General features: G+C 70.3%; 15 protein-coding genes. 7 read left to right on the top strand and 8 right to left on the bottom strand.

Going from position 1 to position 21,621, the window contains the following annotated elements:
- The first annotated feature begins 285 nt into the window (after positions 1 to 285).
- The 4 genes from STRTU_RS07795 to STRTU_RS07780 all read left to right on the top strand — a co-directional run bounded on the left by STRTU_RS07795 (position 286) and on the right by STRTU_RS07780 (position 6,320).
- Complete coding sequence (locus STRTU_RS07795) at positions 286 to 1,086, top strand: ATP-binding cassette domain-containing protein (RefSeq protein WP_159742874.1); 801 nt, start codon at positions 286 to 288, stop codon at positions 1,084 to 1,086.
- Positions 1,083 to 2,387 carry a sugar ABC transporter permease gene (locus STRTU_RS07790; protein ID WP_159742873.1) on the top strand — a complete coding sequence of 435 codons (1,305 nt, stop codon included), beginning with the start codon at positions 1,083 to 1,085 and terminating at the stop codon, positions 2,385 to 2,387. The genes STRTU_RS07795 and STRTU_RS07790 overlap by 4 nt, the downstream gene beginning before the upstream one ends.
- Before the next feature lie 215 nt (positions 2,388 to 2,602).
- Complete coding sequence (gene dxs, locus STRTU_RS07785) at positions 2,603 to 4,597, top strand: 1-deoxy-D-xylulose-5-phosphate synthase (protein WP_159742872.1); 1,995 nt, start codon at positions 2,603 to 2,605, stop codon at positions 4,595 to 4,597.
- Positions 4,598 to 4,793: 196 nt separating this feature from the next.
- On the top strand, positions 4,794 to 6,320 hold the full coding sequence (locus tag STRTU_RS07780; RefSeq protein WP_159742871.1) for an amino acid permease: 1,527 nt from the start codon (positions 4,794 to 4,796) through the stop codon (positions 6,318 to 6,320).
- Positions 6,321 to 6,333: 13 nt separating this feature from the next.
- Here the strand turns inward: STRTU_RS07780 and STRTU_RS07775 are convergent, their stop codons facing one another.
- Entirely contained in the window at positions 6,334 to 7,284 is a 951-nt protein-coding gene (locus STRTU_RS07775; RefSeq protein ID WP_159742870.1) for a LysR family transcriptional regulator, read from the bottom strand.
- 149 nt (positions 7,285 to 7,433) lie between these two features.
- On the opposite strand from STRTU_RS07775, the gene dnaE reads away from it, so the two are divergent.
- Positions 7,434 to 11,030, top strand: coding sequence for a DNA polymerase III subunit alpha (gene dnaE, locus STRTU_RS07770; RefSeq protein ID WP_159742869.1), 3,597 nt, complete (start codon positions 7,434 to 7,436; stop codon positions 11,028 to 11,030).
- Between the two features lie 6 nt (positions 11,031 to 11,036).
- On the opposite strand, the gene STRTU_RS07765 is transcribed toward dnaE, so the two are convergent.
- The 3 genes from STRTU_RS07765 to STRTU_RS07755 all read right to left on the bottom strand — a co-directional run bounded on the left by STRTU_RS07765 (position 11,037) and on the right by STRTU_RS07755 (position 14,886).
- Positions 11,037 to 11,429, bottom strand: a complete 393-nt coding sequence (locus STRTU_RS07765; RefSeq protein WP_159742868.1) for a PIN domain-containing protein — start codon at positions 11,427 to 11,429, stop codon at positions 11,037 to 11,039.
- 98 nt (positions 11,430 to 11,527) lie between these two features.
- Positions 11,528 to 13,663, bottom strand: a complete 2,136-nt coding sequence (locus tag STRTU_RS07760; protein WP_159742867.1) for a 3-hydroxyacyl-CoA dehydrogenase NAD-binding domain-containing protein — start codon at positions 13,661 to 13,663, stop codon at positions 11,528 to 11,530.
- Positions 13,660 to 14,886 carry a thiolase family protein gene (locus STRTU_RS07755; protein WP_159742866.1) on the bottom strand — a complete coding sequence of 409 codons (1,227 nt, stop codon included), beginning with the start codon at positions 14,884 to 14,886 and terminating at the stop codon, positions 13,660 to 13,662. The genes STRTU_RS07760 and STRTU_RS07755 overlap by 4 nt, the downstream gene beginning before the upstream one ends.
- Before the next feature lie 250 nt (positions 14,887 to 15,136).
- On the opposite strand from STRTU_RS07755, the gene STRTU_RS07750 reads away from it, so the two are divergent.
- Complete coding sequence (locus tag STRTU_RS07750) at positions 15,137 to 15,832, top strand: PepSY domain-containing protein (RefSeq protein ID WP_246240227.1); 696 nt, start codon at positions 15,137 to 15,139, stop codon at positions 15,830 to 15,832.
- 53 nt (positions 15,833 to 15,885) lie between these two features.
- Here the strand turns inward: STRTU_RS07750 and STRTU_RS07745 are convergent, their stop codons facing one another.
- The 3 genes from STRTU_RS07745 to STRTU_RS07735 all read right to left on the bottom strand — a co-directional run bounded on the left by STRTU_RS07745 (position 15,886) and on the right by STRTU_RS07735 (position 18,909).
- The gene (locus STRTU_RS07745) at positions 15,886 to 17,160 is read right to left on the bottom strand and encodes a ribonuclease D (RefSeq protein WP_159742865.1); all 1,275 of its coding nucleotides are present in this window, start codon (positions 17,158 to 17,160) and stop codon (positions 15,886 to 15,888) included.
- Positions 17,161 to 17,237: 77 nt separating this feature from the next.
- On the bottom strand, positions 17,238 to 17,900 hold the full coding sequence (locus STRTU_RS07740) for a response regulator transcription factor (RefSeq protein ID WP_018536954.1): 663 nt from the start codon (positions 17,898 to 17,900) through the stop codon (positions 17,238 to 17,240).
- 352 nt (positions 17,901 to 18,252) lie between these two features.
- Positions 18,253 to 18,909 carry a DUF3000 domain-containing protein gene (locus STRTU_RS07735; protein ID WP_159742864.1) on the bottom strand — a complete coding sequence of 219 codons (657 nt, stop codon included), beginning with the start codon at positions 18,907 to 18,909 and terminating at the stop codon, positions 18,253 to 18,255.
- Between the two features lie 147 nt (positions 18,910 to 19,056).
- Between STRTU_RS07735 and hemE the strand changes: the two genes are divergently transcribed.
- Positions 19,057 to 20,124 carry a uroporphyrinogen decarboxylase gene (gene hemE, locus STRTU_RS07730; RefSeq protein ID WP_159742863.1) on the top strand — a complete coding sequence of 356 codons (1,068 nt, stop codon included), beginning with the start codon at positions 19,057 to 19,059 and terminating at the stop codon, positions 20,122 to 20,124.
- Between the two features lie 38 nt (positions 20,125 to 20,162).
- On the opposite strand, the gene STRTU_RS07725 is transcribed toward hemE, so the two are convergent.
- Positions 20,163 to 21,545 (bottom strand): FAD-dependent oxidoreductase, encoded by a 1,383-nt coding sequence (locus tag STRTU_RS07725; protein ID WP_159742862.1) that lies wholly within the window; start codon positions 21,543 to 21,545, stop codon positions 20,163 to 20,165.
- Positions 21,546 to 21,621: the final 76 nt, after the last annotated feature.

The following is a 21,621-nucleotide window of genomic DNA, read 5'->3' as shown; positions in this document are numbered from 1 at the left end:
CAGATTCAACGCTCCGGCCCCCGGCCCCAGGCCCCAGCCCCCGGTCAGGCGGGGCCGCGCGGCACCGCCCGCGGCCCCGGACCGGCCCGTATACCTACCGGTCCGCACCCCCGACCGCCTCGCATCCCCTCCCGGTCCGCACCCCGACCGGCCCGCACCCCTACCTCCACCGGCCCGCACCCGCGCCCCGCCATCCCGTCCCGGGCGCGGACACCGGACCGTCCCCTCGCAATCCCCCCCGCTCCACGCACCACCATCCCCGCCGTTGTGACGGCGGCGAAGGAGATGATTCACGTGTCCGCTACGCCTGTGCTGGCGTTGCGCGGAATCTCCAAGCGGTTCGGCGCCGTCCAGGCACTCACGGACGTCACCCTGGAGATCCACCCCGGTGAGGTGGTCGCCCTCGTCGGCGACAACGGCGCCGGCAAGTCCACCCTCGTCAAGACCATCTCGGGCGTCCACCCGGTCGATGACGGCGCCATCGAATGGCAGGGCGAGACGGTCCGCATCAACAAGCCGCACGACGCCCAGGAACTCGGCGTCGCCACCGTCTACCAGGACCTCGCGCTCTGCGACAACCTCGATGTCGTCGCCAACCTCTTCCTCGGCAACGAGACCCGCACCGCCGGTGTCCTCGACGAGATCGCCATGGAGAAGCGGGCCCAGGAGCTGCTGGACACGCTGTCCATCCGGATCCCCAGCGTCCGGATCCCGGTCGCGGCGCTCTCCGGCGGTCAGCGGCAGGTCGTCGCCATCGCCCGTGCGCTGATCGGCGACCCGAAGGTCGTCATCCTGGACGAGCCGACCGCCGCGCTCGGCGTCGAGCAGACCGCGCAGGTCCTCGACCTCGTCGAGCGGCTGCGGGAGCGCGGTCTGGGCGTCATCCTCATCAGCCACAACATGGCCGATGTGCAGGCCGTCGCGGACCGGGTCGCGGTGCTGCGGCTGGGCCGCAACAACGGTGTCTTCGATGTCGAGGGCACCTCCCACGAAGAGATCATCGCCGCCATCACCGGCGCCTCGGACAACGCCGTGACCCGCCGCAGGGCGCGTACGGACCAGGTGAAGAAGGAGGCCGGGGCATGAGTGATCTCACCAAGCAGCCGGCGCAGGACGCCCCCGCCGTCCCGGACGCCCCGGGCGCCGACACCCCCCAGCCGGCCGCCGTCGACCCCCGTCTGCTCGTCCGCGAACAGGGCTTCGCCGGTTACCTCAACGACTTCAAGCGCCGGGTGCGCGGCGGTGAGCTGGGCTCGCTGCCGGTGGTCATCGGCCTGTTCGTCATCGCGGTCGTCTTCCAGCTGAAGAACAGCAGCTTCCTGTCCGCGGACAGCCTCGCCAACATCGGTGTCTACACCTCCGGCCTCGGCATCATGGCCGTCGGCATCGTCTTCGTGCTGCTGCTCGGCGAGATCGATCTGTCGGTCGGCTCGGTGGCGGGTGTCGGCGCGGCCGTGTGGGCGGTGCTCAGCGTCACCCATGGCGTCAACGACTGGCTCGCCGTGCTGATCGCCATCGTGGCCGGTATCGCCATCGGCGCCCTGCACGGGTTCTTTTTCGCCAAGATCGGAGTGCCGGCCTTCGTCGTCACCCTGGCCGGATTCCTCGGCTGGAGCGGTCTGCAGATCTGGATGATGGGCAACGAAGGCTCCATCAACACGCCGAGCGGCAGTGTCGTGGAGAACCTCACCGGTTACTACTTCGAGGACAAGGCCGCCGCGTACGGTCTCGCGCTGGTCGCGGTCCTCGCCTACGCCGGATCGCTGCTGCTGGACAGCAAGCGCCGCCGGGCCGCCGCGCTGCCGTCCCGGCCGCTCAGCGAGATCCTGCTGCGCACCGGCGTGGTCGCGCTGCTCGCCTTCGTTGTCGCCTATGTCCTGAACGAGCCGGCCGGCGCCCGCGGGCTGCCGCTGGCCCTGGTGCTGTTCCTCGCGGTCCTGGTCATCGCCGACTTCGTGGTGCGCCGTACCACCTACGGACGGCAGATCTTCGCGGTCGGCGGCAACGCCGAGGCGGCCCGCCGCGCCGGTATCAATGTGAACAAGATCCGGATCAGCGTCTTCGCGGTCTCCGGCATGCTCGCGGCCTTCGGCGGCCTGTTCATCGCCAGCCTCTCCGGTGGCGCCACCAAGAACCTGGGCTCCGGCAACACCCTGATGAACGTCATCGCGGCGGCCGTCATCGGCGGCACCAGCCTCTTCGGCGGCCGCGGCAAGATCTGGTCCGCGCTGCTGGGCATGCTGGTCATCCAGTCGATCCAGCAGGGCCTGAACCTGCTCGGCATGGCCAGTGAGATTCAGTACATGATCACCGGCGCGGTCCTGCTGGCCGCGGTGGTCATCGACTCGGTCTCCCGCCGGACCCAGAAAACGGCCGGACGCACCTGATCGCGGCCCCCGTCCGACGCCGTCGGCCCCCACCGGGCATCATCCGGTGGGGGCCGGCCCGCGTGCGCAGCGGTAGGCCGTGCGGTGCTCCGAGACCCGTGTCACCCGAGTGACATACATCGCGAGGCCCGTGCGTCGCCGGGGCGGCCGCGACATTAGACTCATCTGATCGGCAAGCTCGACCCACGGCAGCAAGCAGCAGCAAGGAGGCAGGGGTGGCGTTGCTTTCCCGTATCAGGGGACCGCGCGATCTGGACCGACTGGGCCCGGAACAGCTGGAGAAGCTGGCGGGGGAGATCCGTTCCTTCCTTGTCGATGCGGTGTCCAAGACCGGCGGACACCTCGGCCCGAACCTCGGCGTGGTCGAACTGACCATCGCCCTGCACCGCGTCTTCGACTCCCCGAAGGACAAGGTCCTCTTCGACACCGGGCATCAGTCCTACGTCCACAAGCTGCTCACCGGCCGTCAGGACTTCTCCAAGCTCAAGGCGAAGGGCGGCCTGTCCGGCTACCCCTCCCGTGCCGAGTCCGAGCACGACATCATCGAGAACAGCCACGCCTCCACGGTCCTGGGCTGGGCCGAGGGCATCGCGAAGGCCAACGAGGTGCTGGGGTCGGACGACCGGGTCGCCGCCGTCATCGGTGACGGCGCGCTGACCGGCGGTATGGCCTGGGAGGCGCTCAACAACATCGCCGCCGCCAAGGACCGCCCGCTCGTCATCGTCGTCAACGACAACGAGCGCTCCTACGCCCCGACCATCGGCGGCCTCGCCAACCACCTGGCGACGCTGCGCACCACGGACGGCTATGAGCGCTTCCTGGCCCGCGGCAAGGACCTGCTGGAGCGCACGCCCGTCCTGGGCAAGCCGCTCTACGAGACCCTGCACGGCGCCAAGAAGGGCCTGAAGGACTTCATCGCCCCCCAGGGCATGTTCGAGGACCTGGGCCTCAAGTACGTCGGCCCGATCGACGGCCATGACATCGAGGCGCTGGAGTCCGCCCTGACGCGCGCCAAGCGCTTCGGCGGCCCGGTCATCGTCCACTGCCTCACCGAGAAGGGCCGCGGCTACCAGCCCGCCCTCCAGGACGAGGCGGACCGCTTCCACGCCGTCGGCAAGATCCACCCCGACACCGGCCTGCCGATCTCCTCGGGCGGCAAGGACTGGACGTCCGTCTTCGGTGACGAGATGGTCGAGCTCGGCAAGGAGCGCGAGGACATCGTCGCCATCACGGCGGCCATGCTCCAGCCCGTGGGCCTGGACAAGTTCGCCAAGGAGTTCCCCGACCGGGTCTTCGACGTCGGCATCGCCGAGCAGCACGGCGCGGTCTCCGCGGCGGGCATGGCCACCGGCGGCCTGCACCCGGTCTTCGCCGTCTACGCCACCTTCCTCAACCGCGCCTTCGACCAGGTGCTGATGGATGTGGCGCTGCACAAGTGCGGTGTCACCTTCGTGCTGGACCGGGCCGGAGTCACCGGCACCGACGGCGCCTCGCACAACGGCATGTGGGACATGTCGATCCTGCAGGTCGTCCCGGGGCTGCGGATCGCCGCACCGCGCGACGCCGACCAGGTCCGCGCCCAGCTGCGCGAGGCCGTCGAGGTCAAGGACGCGCCCACCGTGGTGCGCTACTCGAAGGGCGCCGTCGGCCCCGCCGTCGAGGCCGTCGGACGGATCGGCGGTATGGACGTGCTGCGGGAGCCCGCGGAGGGCGTCACCCGGCCCGATGTCCTGCTGGTGTCCGTCGGCGCGCTCGCCCCGATGTGCCTGGAGATCGCCGATCTCCTCGACAAGCAGGGGATCTCGGCCACCGTCGTCGACCCCCGCTGGGTCAAGCCGGTCGACGCGGCGCTGCCGGGCCTGGCCGCCAAACACCGGGTCGTGGTCACCGTCGAGGACAACGTCCGTTCCGGCGGCGTCGGTTCGGCCGTCGCCCAGGCGCTGCGCGACGCCGGGGTGGACCTGCCGCTGCGCGACTTCGGCATCCCCGAGCGGTTCCTCGACCACGCCTCCCGCAAGGAGGTCATGGCGGAGATCGGGCTCACCGCGCCGGACATCGCCCGCCAGGTGACCGGCCTGGTCTCCAAGATCGACGGCCTGTCCCAGTCCCCGCTCCGCGCGGCCGACGAGGACACCACGGACACCGCGGACGCCTCCGAGGCCGCCCGCGCCAAGGGTGCGGCCGAGCCTGCCGAGGCCACCCGCGACTGATCCCGCGAACGGCACGATGGGCCGGGCCGGTCATCCGTACGGATGTTCCGCCCGGCCCATCGGCATACGTACGGCCGCACCCCATCGGGTGAATCACCCCCGCCCGGAGGCCCGCCGAAGCTGACTGTTTCCCGGCATTGCGGAGACTCGGTCAGTTCAGCAGAGTTGCCAGGGTCGTCCAGGTGGAGGTTCGCCCATGAGTTCACAGCACGGCACACCACACGATTCACGCCGCGGTCGCGGTCTGTTCCGGACGAAAACCGTGGAACAGTCGATCCTGGATACCGAGGAGCCGGAGCACACTCTCAAGAAGTCGCTGTCCGCGTTCGATCTGACCGTCTTCGGTGTCGGTGTCGTCATCGGCACCGGCATTTTCGTACTCACCGGAAAAATCGCCAAGGAACAGGCCGGGCCCGCCGTTGCCCTGTCCTTCGTCGTCGCGGGCGTGGTCTGCGCGCTGGCGGCGCTCTGTTACGCGGAGTTCGCCTCCACCGTGCCGGTCGCCGGATCGGCCTACACCTTCTCGTACGCCTCACTGGGCGAGCTGCCCGCCTGGATCATCGGCTGGGACCTGATCCTGGAACTCGCCCTGGGCTGTGCGGTGGTCGCGGTCGGCTGGTCCGGCTATGTGCGGTCCCTGCTGGACACCGGCGGGCTGCATCTGCCCGCCGCTCTGTCCGGCACCCATGAGGGGCGGTTCGGCTTCGATCTGCTGGCCTTCATCCTCGTCCTGGTGCTGACCGGCATCCTGGTGCTCGGGATGAAGCTGTCGTCGCGGGTGACGGCGGTGGTCGTCGGGATCAAGGTGACCGTCGTCCTGCTGGTCATCGTCGCCGGTGCTTTCTTCATCAACGGTGCCAACTACACGCCGTTCATTCCGCCCAGCGAGCCCGTGGAAGCCGGCGGCGGACTGAACGCGCCGCTGGCCCAGCTGATGTTCGGCTTCACCCCCTCCAACTTCGGGACCCTGGGCATCTTCGCCGCGGCGGCCGTGGTCTTCTTCGCCTTCATCGGCTTCGACATCGTGGCCACCGCCGCCGAGGAGACCCGCAACCCGCAGCGCGACGTACCGCGCGGCATCCTCGGCTCACTGGCCATCTGCACGCTCCTGTACGTGGCCGTGTCGATCGTCGTGACCGGTATGGAGAAGTACACCAAGCTCTCCACCGACGCCCCGCTCGCCGATGCCTTCAAAGACCTCGGACACCCCTTCTACGCGGGCGTGATCAGCTTCGGCGCCGCCGTCGGTCTGACCTCCGTCTGCATGATTCTGCTGCTCGGCCAGAGCCGGGTGTTCTTCGCGATGAGCCGGGACGGGCTGCTGCCGCGGGTCTTCTCGCGGTCCCACCCGCGGTTCGGCACCCCCTACCGCTCCACCATCGCGCTCGGCGTCGTCGTCGCCGTGGTCGCCGGCTTCACCTCGATCGACGAACTCGCCGAACTGGTCAATATCGGCACCCTGTTCGCGTTCGTCGTGGTCGCGGTCGGAGTCATCCTGCTCCGCCGCTCCCGGCCCGACCTGCCCCGCTCCTTCCGCACCCCGCTGGTCCCGCTGGTGCCGGTCCTCTCGGTGGCGGCCTCGGTGTGGCTGATGCTCAACCTGCCCGCCGAGACCTGGGTCCGGTTCGCCGCCTGGATGGTGGCCGGCTTCGTCGTCTACTTCCTGTACGGCCGCTCCCACAGCCGCCTCGGCCTCCGCAACCGCCAGTCCGCGAAGGACTGACGACCGCCGCCCGTCACCGGTGCTCAGCACGAGCGGGCTGGGCCCACTGCGGGGTCCAGATGCCGGTGGCGGGGCGGCCGGGATAGGCGGAGGTGAGGTGGTGGCGCAGGGCCGCGAGGGCGGGGTGCGGGTTGTCGGAGCGCCAGATCAGTGAGTGCGGGTAGACCGGGGTGGGGTCCCGCAGGGGGATGCGCCGCAGGTCGTGACCGGCGGGCCAGACCAGCGGGGTCTGCTCGCTGAGGAAGGTCCCCAGCGTCGAGGAGTCCGCGATCGTGTCCAGCAGATGCTCGACGCCGAAGTTCGGGCCGACCGCGTCGATGGTGATGCCGAAGGTGGCGGCGAGTTCGTCGTAGTAGGCCGCCCACTCGGTGTCGGCGGCGTTGCCCGGCATCCAGATCCGGCGCCCGGCGAGCTGCGCGGGAGTGAGGGAGCGGGCGGTGGCGAATTCGTGCGCGGGCCCGGTGAACAGCTGGAGGGGTTCATCAAAGACCACGGTGGCTGCCAGGCCGTCGGGCAGCTGCCGGCCCGGCACGATCAGGGCACGGAAGGTCGCGTCGATAGTGCCGGCCTGGACGGCGGCGATGGCTTCGGCCGAGTTGAACAGGGTCATGACGTCGAGACCGGTCTCGGGGTGGGCCCGGTGGAAGTCGCGGAGCAGGCCCGCCGTGGAGAGCCGTCGGCCGATCACATCGACGCGCAGTGCCCGGTGTCCGGGCCGTACGGATGCGGCGGCCTCTTCCTCGGCCCGTAGGAGCGCTCTGGCGTAGGGGAGGAAGGCCTGCCCGTCGATGGTGAGCCCGGCTCCCCGGGCGGGCCGCCTGAACAGCGCTACGCCGAGGTCCTTTTCCAGTGTGGCGACGCGTTTCGAGACCGCCTGCTGGGTGACCGAGAGAGCGGCGGCCGCTTCCTGGAACTGTCCGGTGTCGACGACGGTGACGTAGGTGCGTACGGCGTTGAGATCCACGGCCGCCATCCTAAGAGAACAACCATCCGTTGTTCATTGCGTCGAAATGGTTGTTTGATCCCCAGAGGTACCGGCCGCTTTCATAGGTGTGGTCAACCTGCGGTTGCACAAATCCCTTGTGTCCCTTCACCCCTGAGGTGCCCCCACTCGTGCCGGATTCCTTTGTCCATCTGCACAACCACACCGAGTATTCGATGCTTGACGGCGCCCAGAAGATGAAGCCGATGTTCGGCGAGGTGGCCCGCCAGCGCATGCCCGCGATTGCCCTGAGCGATCACGGCAATATGTTCGGCGCCTATGAATTCGCGCAGGTGGCCAAGGACTTCGAGGGCATCAAACCGATCATCGGTATCGAGGCGTATCTGGCACCGTCCTCGCGCTTCGTCCGGAAGCAGGAGTTCTGGGGGCCCGGAGGCCGTCGCGCCATGAGCGAGGACGGCGAGGGCTCGAAGGATGTCTCCGGTGGCGGCCGCTTCACCCATATGACCATGTGGGCGCGGGACGTTCAGGGGCTGCGGAACCTGTTCTGGCTCAGTACGCGGGCCAGTTACGAGGGCCAGTTCCCGGCCGGCAAACCGCGTATGGACCGGGAGCTGATCGCCGAGCGGCCGGACGGCATCATCGCCACCACGGGCTGCCCCTCGGGAGAGATCCAGACCCGGCTGCGGCTGAACCAGTACGACGAGGCCCGGACCGCCGCGGGCGCCTATCAGGACATCTTCGGGAAGGAGAACTACTTCCTGGAGCTGATGGACCACGGCCTGGACATCGAGCGCGACGTCCGCCAGGGGCTGCTGCGACTGGCCAAGGATCTCGGCATCCCGCTGCTGGCCACCAACGACGCGCACTACGTGACGGAGGACCAGGCCGACGCGCACGACAGCCTGTTGTGCATCGGCGTCGGCAAGGACAAGGACGACCCGAACCGCTTCCGCTTCAACGGATCCGGCTACTACCTCAAGACCGCCGCGGAGATGCGCCGCCTGTTCTCGGAGCTCCCGGAAGCCTGTGACAACACCCTGCTGATCGCCGAGCGCACCGAGCCCTATGACGATGTCTTCCACTACGTCGACGAGATGCCGCAATTCCCGGACGTGCCCGAAGGGGAGACCCAGGAGTCGTGGCTGCGCAAGGAGGCAGTCAAGGGCCTGGCCATGCGCTATGGCGATCCGGTGCCCGCGCAGATCGTGGCGCGCTTCGAGACCGAGATGTCGGTGATCGGCCCCATGGGCTTCAGTTCGTACTTCCTCGTCGTGGCGGACATCTGCCGGCACGCCCGCGAGAACCGGATCCCCCTCGGCCCCGGGCGGGGCTCGGCCACCGGATCGATCGTCGCCTACGCCACCCGCATCACCGAACTGTGCCCCCTGGAGCACGGTTTGCTCTTCGAACGGTTCCTGAATCCGGAGCGCATCAATCCGCCGGATGTGGACCTCGACTTCGACGACCGTCAGCGCGACCGGATGGTCCGCTACGTCACCGAGAAGTACGGCGAGAACTACACCGCCATGGTGAACACCTTCGGCAAGATCAAGGCCAAGAACGCGATCAAGGACTCCTCGCGCATTCTCGGCTATCCCTTCTCCCACGGAGAACGGATCACCAAGGCGCTTCCGCCGGACCAGAACGGCACCTCGGCTCCGCTCGCCGTCATCGTCGACCCCGCCCAGGAACGCTACGGGGAGGCAGCGGAGATCCGGCAGATGTACGAGCGCGAACAGGACGTGCGGCGCGTCATCGACACCGCGCGCGGCGTGGAGGGACTCACCCGCGGCACCGGTGTGCACGCCGCCGCGGTGATCCTCTCCAAGACCACCCTCACGGACCGCATCCCGCTGCATATGCGCGCCTCGGACGGGGTGAAGATCACCGGCTTCGACTACCCGTCCTGCGAAGCCATGGGCCTGATCAAAATGGACTTCCTGGGGCTGCGGAACCTCGGCGTCATCGACCAGGCCATCGAGAACATCCGGGAGAACCGCGGCGTCAGCCTGACCACCGTCGACCCGCAGGACGGGGACTCCTCCGCCACCGTCATCCCGCTCGACGACGCCACGACCTACCGGCTGCTGGCCGAGGGCAACACCTTCGGCGTCTTCCAGCTCGACGGCGGGGGCATGCGCGTGCTGCTGAGGCAGATGGAACCCACCCGGTTCGAGGACATCGCGGCGGTCAACGCCCTCTACCGGCTCGGCCCGATGGCGGCCAACGCCCACACCAACTACGCCCACCGCAAGACCGGCCGCCAGGACATCACCCCCATCCACCCCGAGCTGCAGGACGCCCTGGAGCCCATCCTCGGCAACACCTTCCATCTGCTCGTCTACCAGGAGCAGATCATGGCCATCGCCCGGGAGCTGGCCGGCTACACCCTCGGCGGTGCCGATCTGCTGCGCCGTGCGATGGGCAAGAAGAAGCCCGAGGTGCTGGCCGCGGAGTGGGACACCTTCCACGCCGGAATGCGTGCCAACGGCTACAGCGAGGAGGCCATCAAGGCCCTGTGGGACGTCATGCTCCCCTTCTCCGGCTACGCGTTCAACAAGTCCCACACCGCCGGATACGGTCTCGTCTCCTACTGGACGGCCTATCTGAAGGCCAACTACCCGGCCGAGTACATGGCGGCCCTGCTCACCTCCGTCGGCGACGACAAGGACAAGGCCGCCGTCTACCTCGCCGACGCCCGCAAGAACGGCGTACGGGTCCTCCAGCCCGATGTGAACGCATCCGTCGCCGAATTCACCGCCGTCGGCGACGATGTGCGCTTCGGTCTGCGGTCGGTGCGCAACGTCGGCGACCACGTCATCGACGCGATCGTCGAGGCCCGCCGCACCAAGGGAAAGTTCAGCTCCTTCGCCGACTTCCTCGACAAGGCCGGTCTGCCCGCACTGAACAAGCGGGCCGTGGAGTCCCTGATCAAGGCCGGCAGCTTCGACTCCCTGGGACATACCCGCAAGGGCCTCACCGCCCTCCACGAGGAGGCCATCGATGCGATCACCCCGGTGAAGAAGGCGGCAAGCTTCGGACAGGAAGACCTCTTCGCCGAGCCGGCCGGGGCAGGCGGCAGCGCACCCGTCTTCGGGCTCGATTTCCCCGTCGACGACACGGAGTGGCCCCGCCGTCAGCTCCTGGCCACCGAACGCGAGATGCTCGGCCTCTATGTCTCCGCCCATCCGCTGGACGGTGCCGAGGACGTACTCTCCCGCGCCCGCGACTGCACCATCGCCGACCTGCTTGCCTCCGGCCGCAGCACCGGAGAGGTGCGGCTCTCCGGCCTGATCACCGGCATCCAGCGCAAGATGACCAAACAGGGCAACGCCTGGGCCGTCATCACCCTCGCAGACCGCGACGCCGCCATCGAGGTCCTGTTCTTCCCCGCCGCCTACCAACTCGTCCAGCACGCACTGGCCGAGGACAACGTCATCTCCGTCACCGGCCGGATCGAGGACCGGGACGGCACGGTGCAGCTCTTCGGCAGAGAACTCACCGTCCTCGACCTCTCCGCCGCCGAACACGGCGGCAAGCTCCCCGTACGGCTCGCGCTCCCCGCGCACCGCATCACCGAACAGTCCGTCAAGGAACTCAAGCGCATCCTCGCGGACCACCCGGGCGACAGCCCCGTACACCTCAGCGTCCGCGGCCCCCGCAAGACCACCGTCTACGCCCTCCAGGCCACCGTGGACCCCGCGACCCTCGCCTCCGAGGTGAAAGGCACCTTCGGAGCCGACGCCTGGGAGGGCATGGCATGAGCCCGCCTAATCCCCGCCGCGCCCCCGCCCCCACACCGCCCTCGGCCCCGTGACGCGGGCGCCCAGGGCCTGGACGCGGGTGCGGAGTTCGCGGTCTGCGGTGATGACCAGGCAGTCCCGGTCCTGGCAGGCGTCCGAGACGAGCTGGACGATGCGGTCGTCGCCGCTGCCGGGGGCCGGGACCACCCGGACGCCCTCGATGGACTCGACGCCGCGTGCCGCGCCCTCCACCACCAGGACCATCTCCAGGGGCGGCGGCGCCAGGCCCGGCAGGCCCGTGGTGGCGTAGCCGGCGAGGGCGTCGCGCAGCCGCTCCGCCGCGCCGTGCCGGTCCCGCCACCAGCCGTCGGGCACCGAGCCGACGACATTCGCGGCATCGACAATGACCAGGGAATCCATGGCGCCACCCTCCCATGCCGGGCCCGGCCCGCGCCGGGCACACGACAGCGCGGGCCGGCTCCGCCGAGCCGACCCGCGCCGTGGTGATCGGTGCGCCCTTACGCGGGGACGCTCGCGATACCCGGGGCCAGGAACTTCTTGCCCCGCACCCGCTCGGAGACGCCCGCGCGGTCCAGGTACGGCGTGATGCCGCCCAGGTGGAAGGGCCAGCCGGCGCCGGTGATCAGGCACAGGTCGATGTCCTGCGCCTCGGCGACCACGCCCTCGTCCAGCATCAGGCCGATCTCCTGCGCCACCGCGTCCAGAACACGGTCGCGGACCTGCTCCTCCGTCAGCACCGAGTCGCCCTGCTTGAGCAGCGCGGCGACCTCGGGGTCCAGCTCCGGCGTGCCGGAGTCGTAGACGTAGAAGCCGCGCTTGCCGGCCTCGACGACGGCCTTGAGGTTCGGCGAGACCGTGAAGCGGTCCGGGAAGGCGCGGTTCAGCGTCTCGGAGACGTGCAGACCGATCGCCGGGCCGACCAGCTCCAGCAGCACCAGCGGCGACATCGGCAGACCGAGCGGCTCGATGGCCTTCTCGGCGGTCTCGACCGGGGTGCCCTCGTCGATGACGTTCTGGATCTCGCCCATGAAGCGGGTCAGGATGCGGTTGACGACGAACGCCGGGGCGTCCTTCACCAGCACCGCGGTCTTCTTCAGCTTCTTGGCGACACCGAAGGCCGTGGCCAGCGAGGCGTCATCGGTCTTCTCGCCGCGGACGATCTCCAGCAGCGGCAGGATCGCGACCGGGTTGAAGAAGTGGAAGCCGACGACCCGCTCGGGGTGCTTCAGCTTCGAGGCCATCTCGGTGACCGACAGCGAGGAGGTGTTGGTGGCGAGGATGGCGTGCGCCGGGGCGACGGCCTCCACCTCCGCGAACACCGTCTGCTTGACGCCGATCTCCTCGAAGACCGCCTCGATGATGAAGTCGGCGTCGGAGAAGCCCTCGGCCTTGTCGAGCACACCGGAGACCAGGGCCTTGAGGCGGTTGGCCTTGTCCTGGTTGATCCGGCCCTTGCCCAGCAGCTTGTCGATCTCGGCGTGGACATAGCCCACACCCTTGTCGACGCGCTCCTGGTCGATGTCGGTCAGCACGACCGGCACCTCCAGGCGGCGCAGGAACAGCAGGGCCAGCTGCGAGGCCATCAGACCGGCGCCGACGACACCGACCTTGCTGACCGGACGCGCCAGGTTCTTGTCCGGCGCACCGGCGGGCCGCTTGGCGCGCTTCTGCACCAGGTTGAACGAGTAGATGCCGGCGCGGAGTTCGCCACCCATGATCAGGTCCGCCAGGGCCTGGTCCTCGGCGTCGAAACCGGCCTGCAGATCGCCGTCCTTGGCGGCGGCGATGATGTCGAGGGCCCGGTAGGCGGCCGGGGCGGCGCCGTGCACCTTGCCGTCGGCGATGAACTTGCCCTTGGCGACGGCCTGGTCCCAGCCCTCACCGCGGTCGACCTCGGGGCGCTCGACGGTGACCTCGCCCTTGAGGACGTTCGCCGTCCAGATCAGCGACTGCTCCAGGAAGTCCGCGCCCTCGAAGATCGCGTCCGCGATGCCGAGGTCGAAGACCTGCTGGCCCTTGAGCTGCTTGTTCTGGTTGAGCGAGTTCTCGATGATGACCGAGACGGCCTTGTCCGCGCCGATCAGGTTCGGCAGCAGCGCACAGCCGCCCCAGCCCGGGACGAGACCCAGGAAGACCTCGGGCAGCGAGAAGGCCGGAAGGGCCTTGGAGACCGTGCGGTAGGAGCAGTGCAGACCGACCTCGACGCCGCCGCCCATCGCCGCACCGTTGTAGTACGCGAAGGTCGGCACGGCCAGCCCGGCCAGTCGCTTGAAGACCTCGTGGCCGCCCTTGCCGATGGCCAGCGCGTCCTCGTGCTTCTTCAGCAGCTCGACGCCCTTGAGGTCGGCGCCGACGGCGAAGATGAACGGCTTGCCGGTGATGCCGACGCCGACGATCTCGCCGTCCGCGGCCTCCTTCTCGACCTGGTCGAGCGCGGCGTTGAGGTTCGCCAGCGAGCCGGGACCGAAGGTGGTCGGCTTGGTGTGGTCGAAGCCGTTGTCGAGTGTAATCAGCGCGAACTTGCCCGCGCCGTACGGCAGATCGAGGTGGCGGACATGCGCCGACGTGACGACCTCGTCCGGGAACAGCTCGGCCGCACCCTTCAGAAGCTCGGCGGTGGTGGTGTTGCTCACTTGTCGCCTCCGGCGTCCTTGTGGTTCGGGTTCTCCCAGATGACCGTCGCGCCCATGCCGAAGCCGACGCACATGGTGGTCAGGCCGTAGCGGACCTCCGGCTGCTCCTCGAACTGCCGGGCCAGCTGGGTCATCAGCCGCACACCGGAGGAGGCCAGCGGGTGGCCGAAGGCGATGGCGCCGCCGTACTGATTGACGCGCGCGTCGTCGTCCGCGATGCCGTAGTGGTCGAGGAAGGCGAGCACCTGCACGGCGAACGCCTCGTTGATCTCGAAGAGGTTGATGTCCTCGATGCCCAGGCCCGCCTTGGCGAGCGCCTTCTCGGTGGCCGGGATCGGGCCGTAGCCCATGACCTCGGGCTCGACACCGGCGAAGGCGTAGGAGACCAGGCGCATCTTGACCGGGAGGCCGTGCTCCCGGGCGAAGTCCTCGGAGGCGATGACCGAGGCGGTGGCGCCGTCGTTGAGACCGGCGGCGTTACCGGCGGTGACGCGGCCGTGCGTACGGAACGGCGTCTTCAGGCCCGCGAGGTTCTCCAGGGTCGTCCCCGGACGCATCGGCTCATCGGCGGTGACCAGGCCCCAGCCCGTCTCGCCGACCTCCGCGTTGGTGTTGCGCACCGAGACCGGCACCAGGTCCTGCTGGATCTTCCCGTTCGCGTACGCCTTCGCCGCCTTCTCCTGCGAGCGCACGGCGTACTCGTCGGCGCGCTGCTTGGTGATGTGCGGGTAGCGGTCGTGGAGGTTCTCCGCCGTCATGCCCATGAACAGGGCCGACTGGTCGACGAGCTTCTCGCTGACGAACCGCGGGTTCGGGTCGACGCCCTCGCCCATGGGGTGACGGCCCATGTGCTCGACACCGCCGGCGATGACGGCGTCGTACGCGCCGAAGGCGATGGAGCCGGCGGTGGCCGTGACGGCGGTCAGCGCACCGGCGCACATGCGGTCGATGGAGTAGCCGGGGACGGACTGCGGGAGGCCCGCGAGGATGCCGGCCGTGCGGCCGATGGTCAGACCCTGGTCACCGATCTGGGTGGTCGCGGCGATGGCGACCTCGTCGATCTTCGCGGGGTCCAGGGCCGGGTTGCGGCGCAGCAGCTCCCGGATGGCCTTCACGACGAGATCGTCGGCGCGGGTCTCGTGGTAGATGCCCTTCGGGCCCGCCTTGCCGAACGGGGTGCGGACGCCGTCGACGAAGACGACGTCCCTAGCGGTACGAGGCACGTTGGCTCTCCTCCAGGTGCGGGATGGCACTGCTGCTGCGGGGCGCCCCGCGGGGCGCTTCCCACCGACATGCTACTTACGGGTAACCAGGCTGCACACCCCCACCGCCCGGAGCGTTGAAGGTCACACCCGGCGGATGCCCCGGCTACGGGGTGAGTGCACCGCAACCGGTGGAAACCGGTGAGCGAAAAGGACAGAACACCGTCGGGTCTTGGAGTAATTGGTCCCATCTCACACCTAAAGTGCCCATATGGATACGAAGAGGAGTGGTGTCGTGGTCCGGCGCGGGCGTCCGGCGGGGCCGCGCACGATCGGACTGGTCTGTGCCGTCGCCGCCACGGGCGCGCTGCTGTCGGGCTGCGGGGACAGCGGCAAGGACACGGGCAGCCCCGACAAGAGCGCGGGCCCCTCACGGGCGGTGCCCGCCACCGCACCCGCCTCCCCGACCGGCTCGCTCAGCGCGGACCAGGCCCAGCGCAAGGCCCTGGTCCCCAAGGCGAAGGTGGACTACGGGCAGGCGCTGAAGGCGGCCATCGCGGCCGTGCCTTCTTCGGAGGCGATCGCCGCGGAACTCAAGGGGACGCCCGCCAGCCCGTATTGGGACACCGCCGTGGCGACGACCGACGGGGCGGCCTACGCCGTGCGCGTCGACGCGGTCTCCGGCAAGGCCCAGAAGCCGCAGCCCCAGTCGGAAGACCCCGATGACAAGCAGCAGCTGGCCGCCCGGCTGACCAAGGCCACCGTGACGGCCCAGCAGGCCGCGCAGACGGCCACCGAGAAGACCAAGGGCACCGTCACCACCATCGAGCTCGGTGACGCCGACCACGGCAACGACACCGTGGCATGGACGGTGGGCGTGGTGACCCCCGACGACTGGAACGAGACGACGTACGAGATCGACGCGACCAACCGCAAGGTCCTGTGGATGAACGTCGATCAGGACTGAGCGACCACCCCGCATGCCCCGGGCCGGAGTCTCCTGTGCCCGGGGCATCCGCGTCAGCCGGCGTCCGTCACCAGCGCTTCGGTGAGCAGCGGCGCGACCTGCTCGATCTGCCAGGGGCGGGCGCCGTGGCCGGCCAGCACCTCGGCGACCGATTCCCGGCTCGGCTCGGCCGGCGGCTCCCAGCACAGCCGGCGCACCGTGTCCGGAGTGATCAGGTTTTCCTGCGGGAGATTCAGGTTCTCGGCGAGCGCGGTGACCGCCGCACGGGCGGCCGACAGCCGGGCCGCGGCGGCCGGGTCCTTGTCGGCCCAGGCGCGGGGCGGCGGCGGGCCGTTGAGCGGCTGGCCGGGCTGCGGCAGCTCGCTCTCCGGCAGCGCGCGGGCGCGGTCCACGGCGGCCTGCCACTGCTCCAGCTGCCGCCGTCCCATCCGGTGCCCGAAGCCGGGCAGCCCCGCCAGCGCGTGACTGTTCGGCGGCAGGCTCAGCGCCGCCTCCACGATCGCGGCGTCCCCGAGCACCTTGCCGGGCGACACATCGCGCCGCTGGGCAACCTGGTCACGGGCCGTCCACAGCTCCCGTACGACGGCCATCTGGCGGCGCCGGCGAACCTTGTGCATCCCGGACGTACGGCGCCAGGGATCCTTGCGGGGCGGTGGCGGGGGAGCGGCCGCGATCGCGGCGAACTCCTGCCGGGCCCACTCCAGTTTCCCCTGCTGCGTCAGCTCCTCCTCCAGCGCGTCCCGGAGATCCACCAGCAGCTCGACATCGAGCGCGGCATAACGCAGCCAGGGCTCGGGCAGCGGGCGGGTGGACCAGTCGACGGCGGAGTGGCCCTTCTCCAGGGCGAAGCCGAGCACGTTCTCGACCATGGCGCCCAGGCCGACCCGGGCGAAGCCGGCCAGCCGCCCGGCCAGCTCGGTGTCGAACAGCCGGGTGGGGACCATCCCTATGTCACGCAGACACGGCAGGTCCTGGGTGGCGGCGTGCAGCACCCACTCGGCGTCGCCGATCGCCTCCCCCAGCGCCGACAGGTCGGGGCAGCCGACCGGGTCGACCAGCACGCTGCCGGCGCCCTCGCGGCGCAACTGTACGAGGTAGGCGCGCTGGCCGTAGCGGTAGCCCGAGGCCCGCTCGGCGTCGACGGCCACCGGGCCCGTACCGGCCGCGAAGGCGGCCACGACCTCGGCGAGTGCCTCGTCCGTGGCGGTCACCGGGGGGATGCCCTCGCGGGGCTCCAGGAGAGGGACCGGCGCCGGTCGGGGGTCCGGAGGCGAGTCTCCGGTTGCTCGCAGTGTCGTGTCTGCTGCGGTCTTTTGGGCGTCGGTCACCAGTCAAGGGTATCTGTGTATGCACGTCGCCCGTCGAGGGAACGTTCCCTCGACGGGCGAGACGGTCGTGTGGACGGTCAGTGAATGATGCCGGTGCGCAGGGCGACCGCCACCATTCCGGCCCGGTCGCCGGTGCCGAGCTTGCGGGCGATACGGGCGAGGTGGCTCTTGACGGTCAGCGCCGACAGCCCCATCGAGACGCCGATGGCCTTGTTGGACTGGCCCTCCGCCACCAGCCGCAACACCTCGACCTCGCGTCCCGACAGCTCCCGGTAGCCGCCCGGGTGACCGGGGGCGCCCGGGGGACGGCGCTGCATACGGGCCGCGTTGGCGCCGATCGGTGAGGTGCCGGGGCGGCCGGGCAGGCCCAGGTTGGTGCGGGTACCGGTGACGACATAGCCCTTGACGCCGCCGGCCAGGGCGTTGCGTACGGCACCGATGTCGTCGGCCGCGGACAGCGCGAGGCCGTTCGGCCAGCCCGCCGCCCGGGTCTCGGACAGCAGCGTGAGGCCGGAGCCGTCGGGAAGGTGGACGTCGGCAACGCAGATGTCGCGCGGGTTGCCGACGCGGGGACGGGCCTCCGCGATGGACGACGCCTCGATCACGTCGCGCACTCCGAGGGCCCACAGGTGGCGGGTGACGGTGGAGCGGACGCGAGGGTCGGCCACGACGACCATGGCCGTCGGCTTGTTCGGGCGGTAGGCGACCAGGCTCGAAGGTTGCTCGAGGAGAACAGACACCGGGCCTCCTGGGGGGAGTGGCGGGGGACGGATGCCGGCTTGGGGGCGCCGGAATGATCCGTGTTTGAAGGGTCACTGACCTCTTCGGCAGCAAACCGGCGGGACTTTAGACTTTGATCACGATTTAGTTAGGGGCAATTCGGGCAAATCGGATGGGTGATCGATCAGGGTGAGCACCCGGTGCGCACCGAGATGATCAAAGCCGTACGCGATGCCGCCCGGACCGCGTCAACGGAACGCCTCAGGGGGAGGCGGCGGGGTGGGATGCGCGCCGGACGGCAGCGCGACGATCACCGCGGCCGGCGGTGTGCGAACACGGTCAGCGCGGCCGGGCCGCGGGGAAAAGCGGAGTTCAGCGGGGTTGTGCGCCGCGGCGCTGGGGCAGCGGGACGATCCCGCCGCGCGTCGTCATGTCCAGCGGGGCCGGCGGCAGGCCCGCGACCTGGCAGAGCAGATCGCACCACGCCGACAGATGCGCCGCCAGATCCGGCACTCCGCCGGGGCCCTCGGCAGGAGTCCAGGACGCCCGGATCTCGATCTGGGTCGCCGGCTCACGCGCCGCGAGCCCGCCGAAGTAGTGCGAGCCGGCCCGGGTGACCGTCCCGCTCGGTGCGCCGTAGTGCACCCCGCGCGCGTCCAGTGCGCCGGTGAGCCACGACCAGGACACCTCCGGCAGCAGCGGATCGGCGCCCATCTCCGGCTCCAGCTCCGCCCGCGCCAGGGTCACCACACGGAACGTGCCCTGCCAGGTCTCGTCCCCGGCCGGGTTGTGCAGCACCACCAGCCGGCCGTCCGCCAGATCCCGGTCCTCGCCGTCCGGACCCGCGCCGCGCTCGACGACCGCGGCCTCCAGCGCATACGCGAACGGGGCGAGCCGTTTCGGAGCGGGCGTCGGATCGATCTCGATCTCCGGCCGCAGTCGTGCCGCGCGCAGCGCCTCGACCGCCTGACGGAAGGGGATCGGGGTCTCGTCCGCGCTGTCCGCGAGGTGTTCATGAGCCGCAGCCATGCCCGGAAGATTAGGCGGAACCGGGCCCGCATACGGGGAGGACACCCGGTGCGCGCGTCGCCCATTCGGAGGTGCCCCCGGGCGCATGCGGAGATATCGGCCACCTGCCCCCATGGGCGGTCGGCCCGGCGTGCGAAGATTTGGGGCGTGAGCGCCAACCACAGCCCCTCGGGCCAGCAGCAGACCGGTACCCAAGACTCGGCCTTCCTCAAGGCGTGCCGACGTGAACCGGTGCCGCACACCCCGGTGTGGTTCATGCGTCAGGCCGGGCGCTCGCTCCCCGAGTACCGCAAGGTCCGCGAGGGCATCGCGATGCTCGACTCGTGCATGCGGCCCGATCTCGTCACCGAGATCACCCTCCAGCCCGTGCGCCGCCACAACGTCGACGCCGCCATCTACTTCAGCGACATCGTCGTCCCCCTCAAGGCCATCGGTATCGACCTCGACATCAAGCCCGGCGTCGGCCCGGTCGTCGAGAACCCGATCCGCACCCGCGCCGACCTGGAGCAGCTGCGCCGCCTGGAGCCCGGCGACGTCCCGTACGTCACCGAGGCCATCGGCATGCTCGTCCGCGAGCTGGGCGGCACCCCGCTGATCGGCTTCGCCGGTGCGCCCTTCACGCTCGCCAGCTACCTCGTCGAGGGCGGCCCGTCGCGCAACCACGAGCGCACCAAGGCCCTCATGTACGGCGACCCGCAGCTGTGGGCCGACCTCCTGGACCGGCTCGCCGACATCACCGCCGCCTTCCTCAAGGTCCAGATCGCCGCCGGGGCGAGCGCGGTGCAGCTCTTCGACTCCTGGGTCGGCGCGCTCTCGCCGGCCGACTACCGCCGCTCCGTGATGCCGGCCTCCGAGAAGGTCTTCCGGGCGGTCGAGGGCCTGGGCGTACCGCGGATCCACTTCGGTGTCGGCACCGGTGAACTCCTCGGTCTGATGGGCGAGGCGGGCGCGGATGTCGTCGGCGCCGACTGGCGGGTCCCGCTGGACGAGGCGGCCCGCCGCGTCGGCCCCGGCAAGGCGCTCCAGGGCAATATCGACCCGGCCGTGCTCTTCGCCCCCCGCGAGGCCGTCGAGACCAAGGCCCGTGAGGTCCTCGACGCGGCCGCCGGCCTGGAGGGCCACATCTTCAACCTCGGCCACGGCGTCCTGCCGACCACCGACCCGGACGCGCTGACCCGCCTGGTCGAGTACGTGCACACGCAGACGGCGCGCTGAGCGACAGTGCTGCGGCGGTCCGGCGCCGCAGCGCGGTGTCAGGCCCCGGCGGCCCGTACGGCGCCGGCCGCCTTGCGGGCCGCCACCAGGACCGGGTCCCAGACCGGGGAGAACGGCGGGGCGTAGCCGAGGTCGAGGGCGGTCATCTGCTCCACCGTCATCCCGGCGGTGAGCGCGACCGCCGCGATGTCCACCCGCTTCCCGGCGCCCTCGCGGCCGACGATCTGCGTCCCCAGCAACCGGCCCGTACGGAGTTCGGCGAGCATCTTGACGTGCATCGGGCGGGCGCCGGGGTAGTAGCCGGCCCGGTTGGTGGCCTCGATGGTCGCCGTGACGAAGCGCAGTCCGGCGGCCCGCGCATGACGCTCCAGCAGCCCCGTCCGGGCGATCTCCAGATCACAGACCTTGCTGACGGCCGTACCGACGACTCCGGGGAAGACGGCGTAGCCGCCGCCCACATTGGCGCCGATGACCTGCCCGTGCTTGTTGGCGTGGGTGCCCAGCGCGATATGGCGGGTGTGCCCGGAGACCAGGTCCAGGACCTCCACACAGTCGCCGCCCGCCCAGATGTGCTCCTGGCCGCGGACCCGCATCGCGAGATCGGTGAGCAGCCCGCCGGACTCGCCCAGCGGCAGCCCGGCCGCGGCGGCGAGCGTGGTCTCCGGACGCACCCCCATGCCCAGTACGACCACATCCGCCGGGTACTCGGCGTCCCCGGTGGTGACCGCGCGGGCGCGCCCCTCCGTATCGGTCAGCACCCCGGTGACGGTCGTCCCGCACACCGTCTCGATGCCCATGTCGCACATCGCCTCATGGACGAGCGCGCCCATGTCCGGGTCCAGGGTGGACATCGGCTGGGCGCTCTGCTCCAGGACGGTGACGGCATAGCCGCGACGGATCAGCGCCTCGGCCATCTCCACGCCGATGTAGCCCGCGCCCACGACGACCGCCCGACGGCCGGACGACGCGGCGAGGGTGTCCAGCAGGGCCTGACCGTCGTCGAGGGTCTGCACACCGTGCACCCCCGGCGCGTCGATCCCCGGCAGACGGGGGCGGCGGGGCCGCGCGCCGGTCGCCAGCACCAGCTTGTCGAAGCCGGCCCAGGACTCCCGGCCGCCGTTGTCCAGCTCCCGGACCCGCACCCGGCCGCGGTCCAGGTCGAGTTCGGTGACCTCGGTGCGCATCCGCAGATCGATGTCCCGGGCGCGGTGCTCCTCGGCCGTACGGGCGATCAGCGCCTCCGGGCCGTCGACGTCGCCGCCCACCCAGTACGGGATGCCGCAGGCGGAGTACGAGGTGAAGTGGCCGCGCTCGAACGCGGTGATCGCCAGCTCGCCGGGCTTGCGCAGCCGGCGTGCCTGCGAGGCCGCGGACATCCCCGCCGCATCGCCCCCGACGACTACCAGCCGCTCCGCCGCCATGCCGTGTGCTCCTTCGTCGGTGTTTCGTTGTGTCGGTGCTTCGTCGTGGTGGGTGCCGGTCCGGCCCGCCGGGGCG

Origin of the sequence: Streptomyces tubercidicus (assembly GCF_027497495.1) — a bacterium.
GTDB classification, from domain to species: Bacteria; Actinomycetota; Actinomycetes; order Streptomycetales; family Streptomycetaceae; genus Streptomyces; species Streptomyces tubercidicus.
Note: the sequence above shows the minus strand (reverse complement) of the source record. Positions and strands in the feature narration are given on the sequence as shown.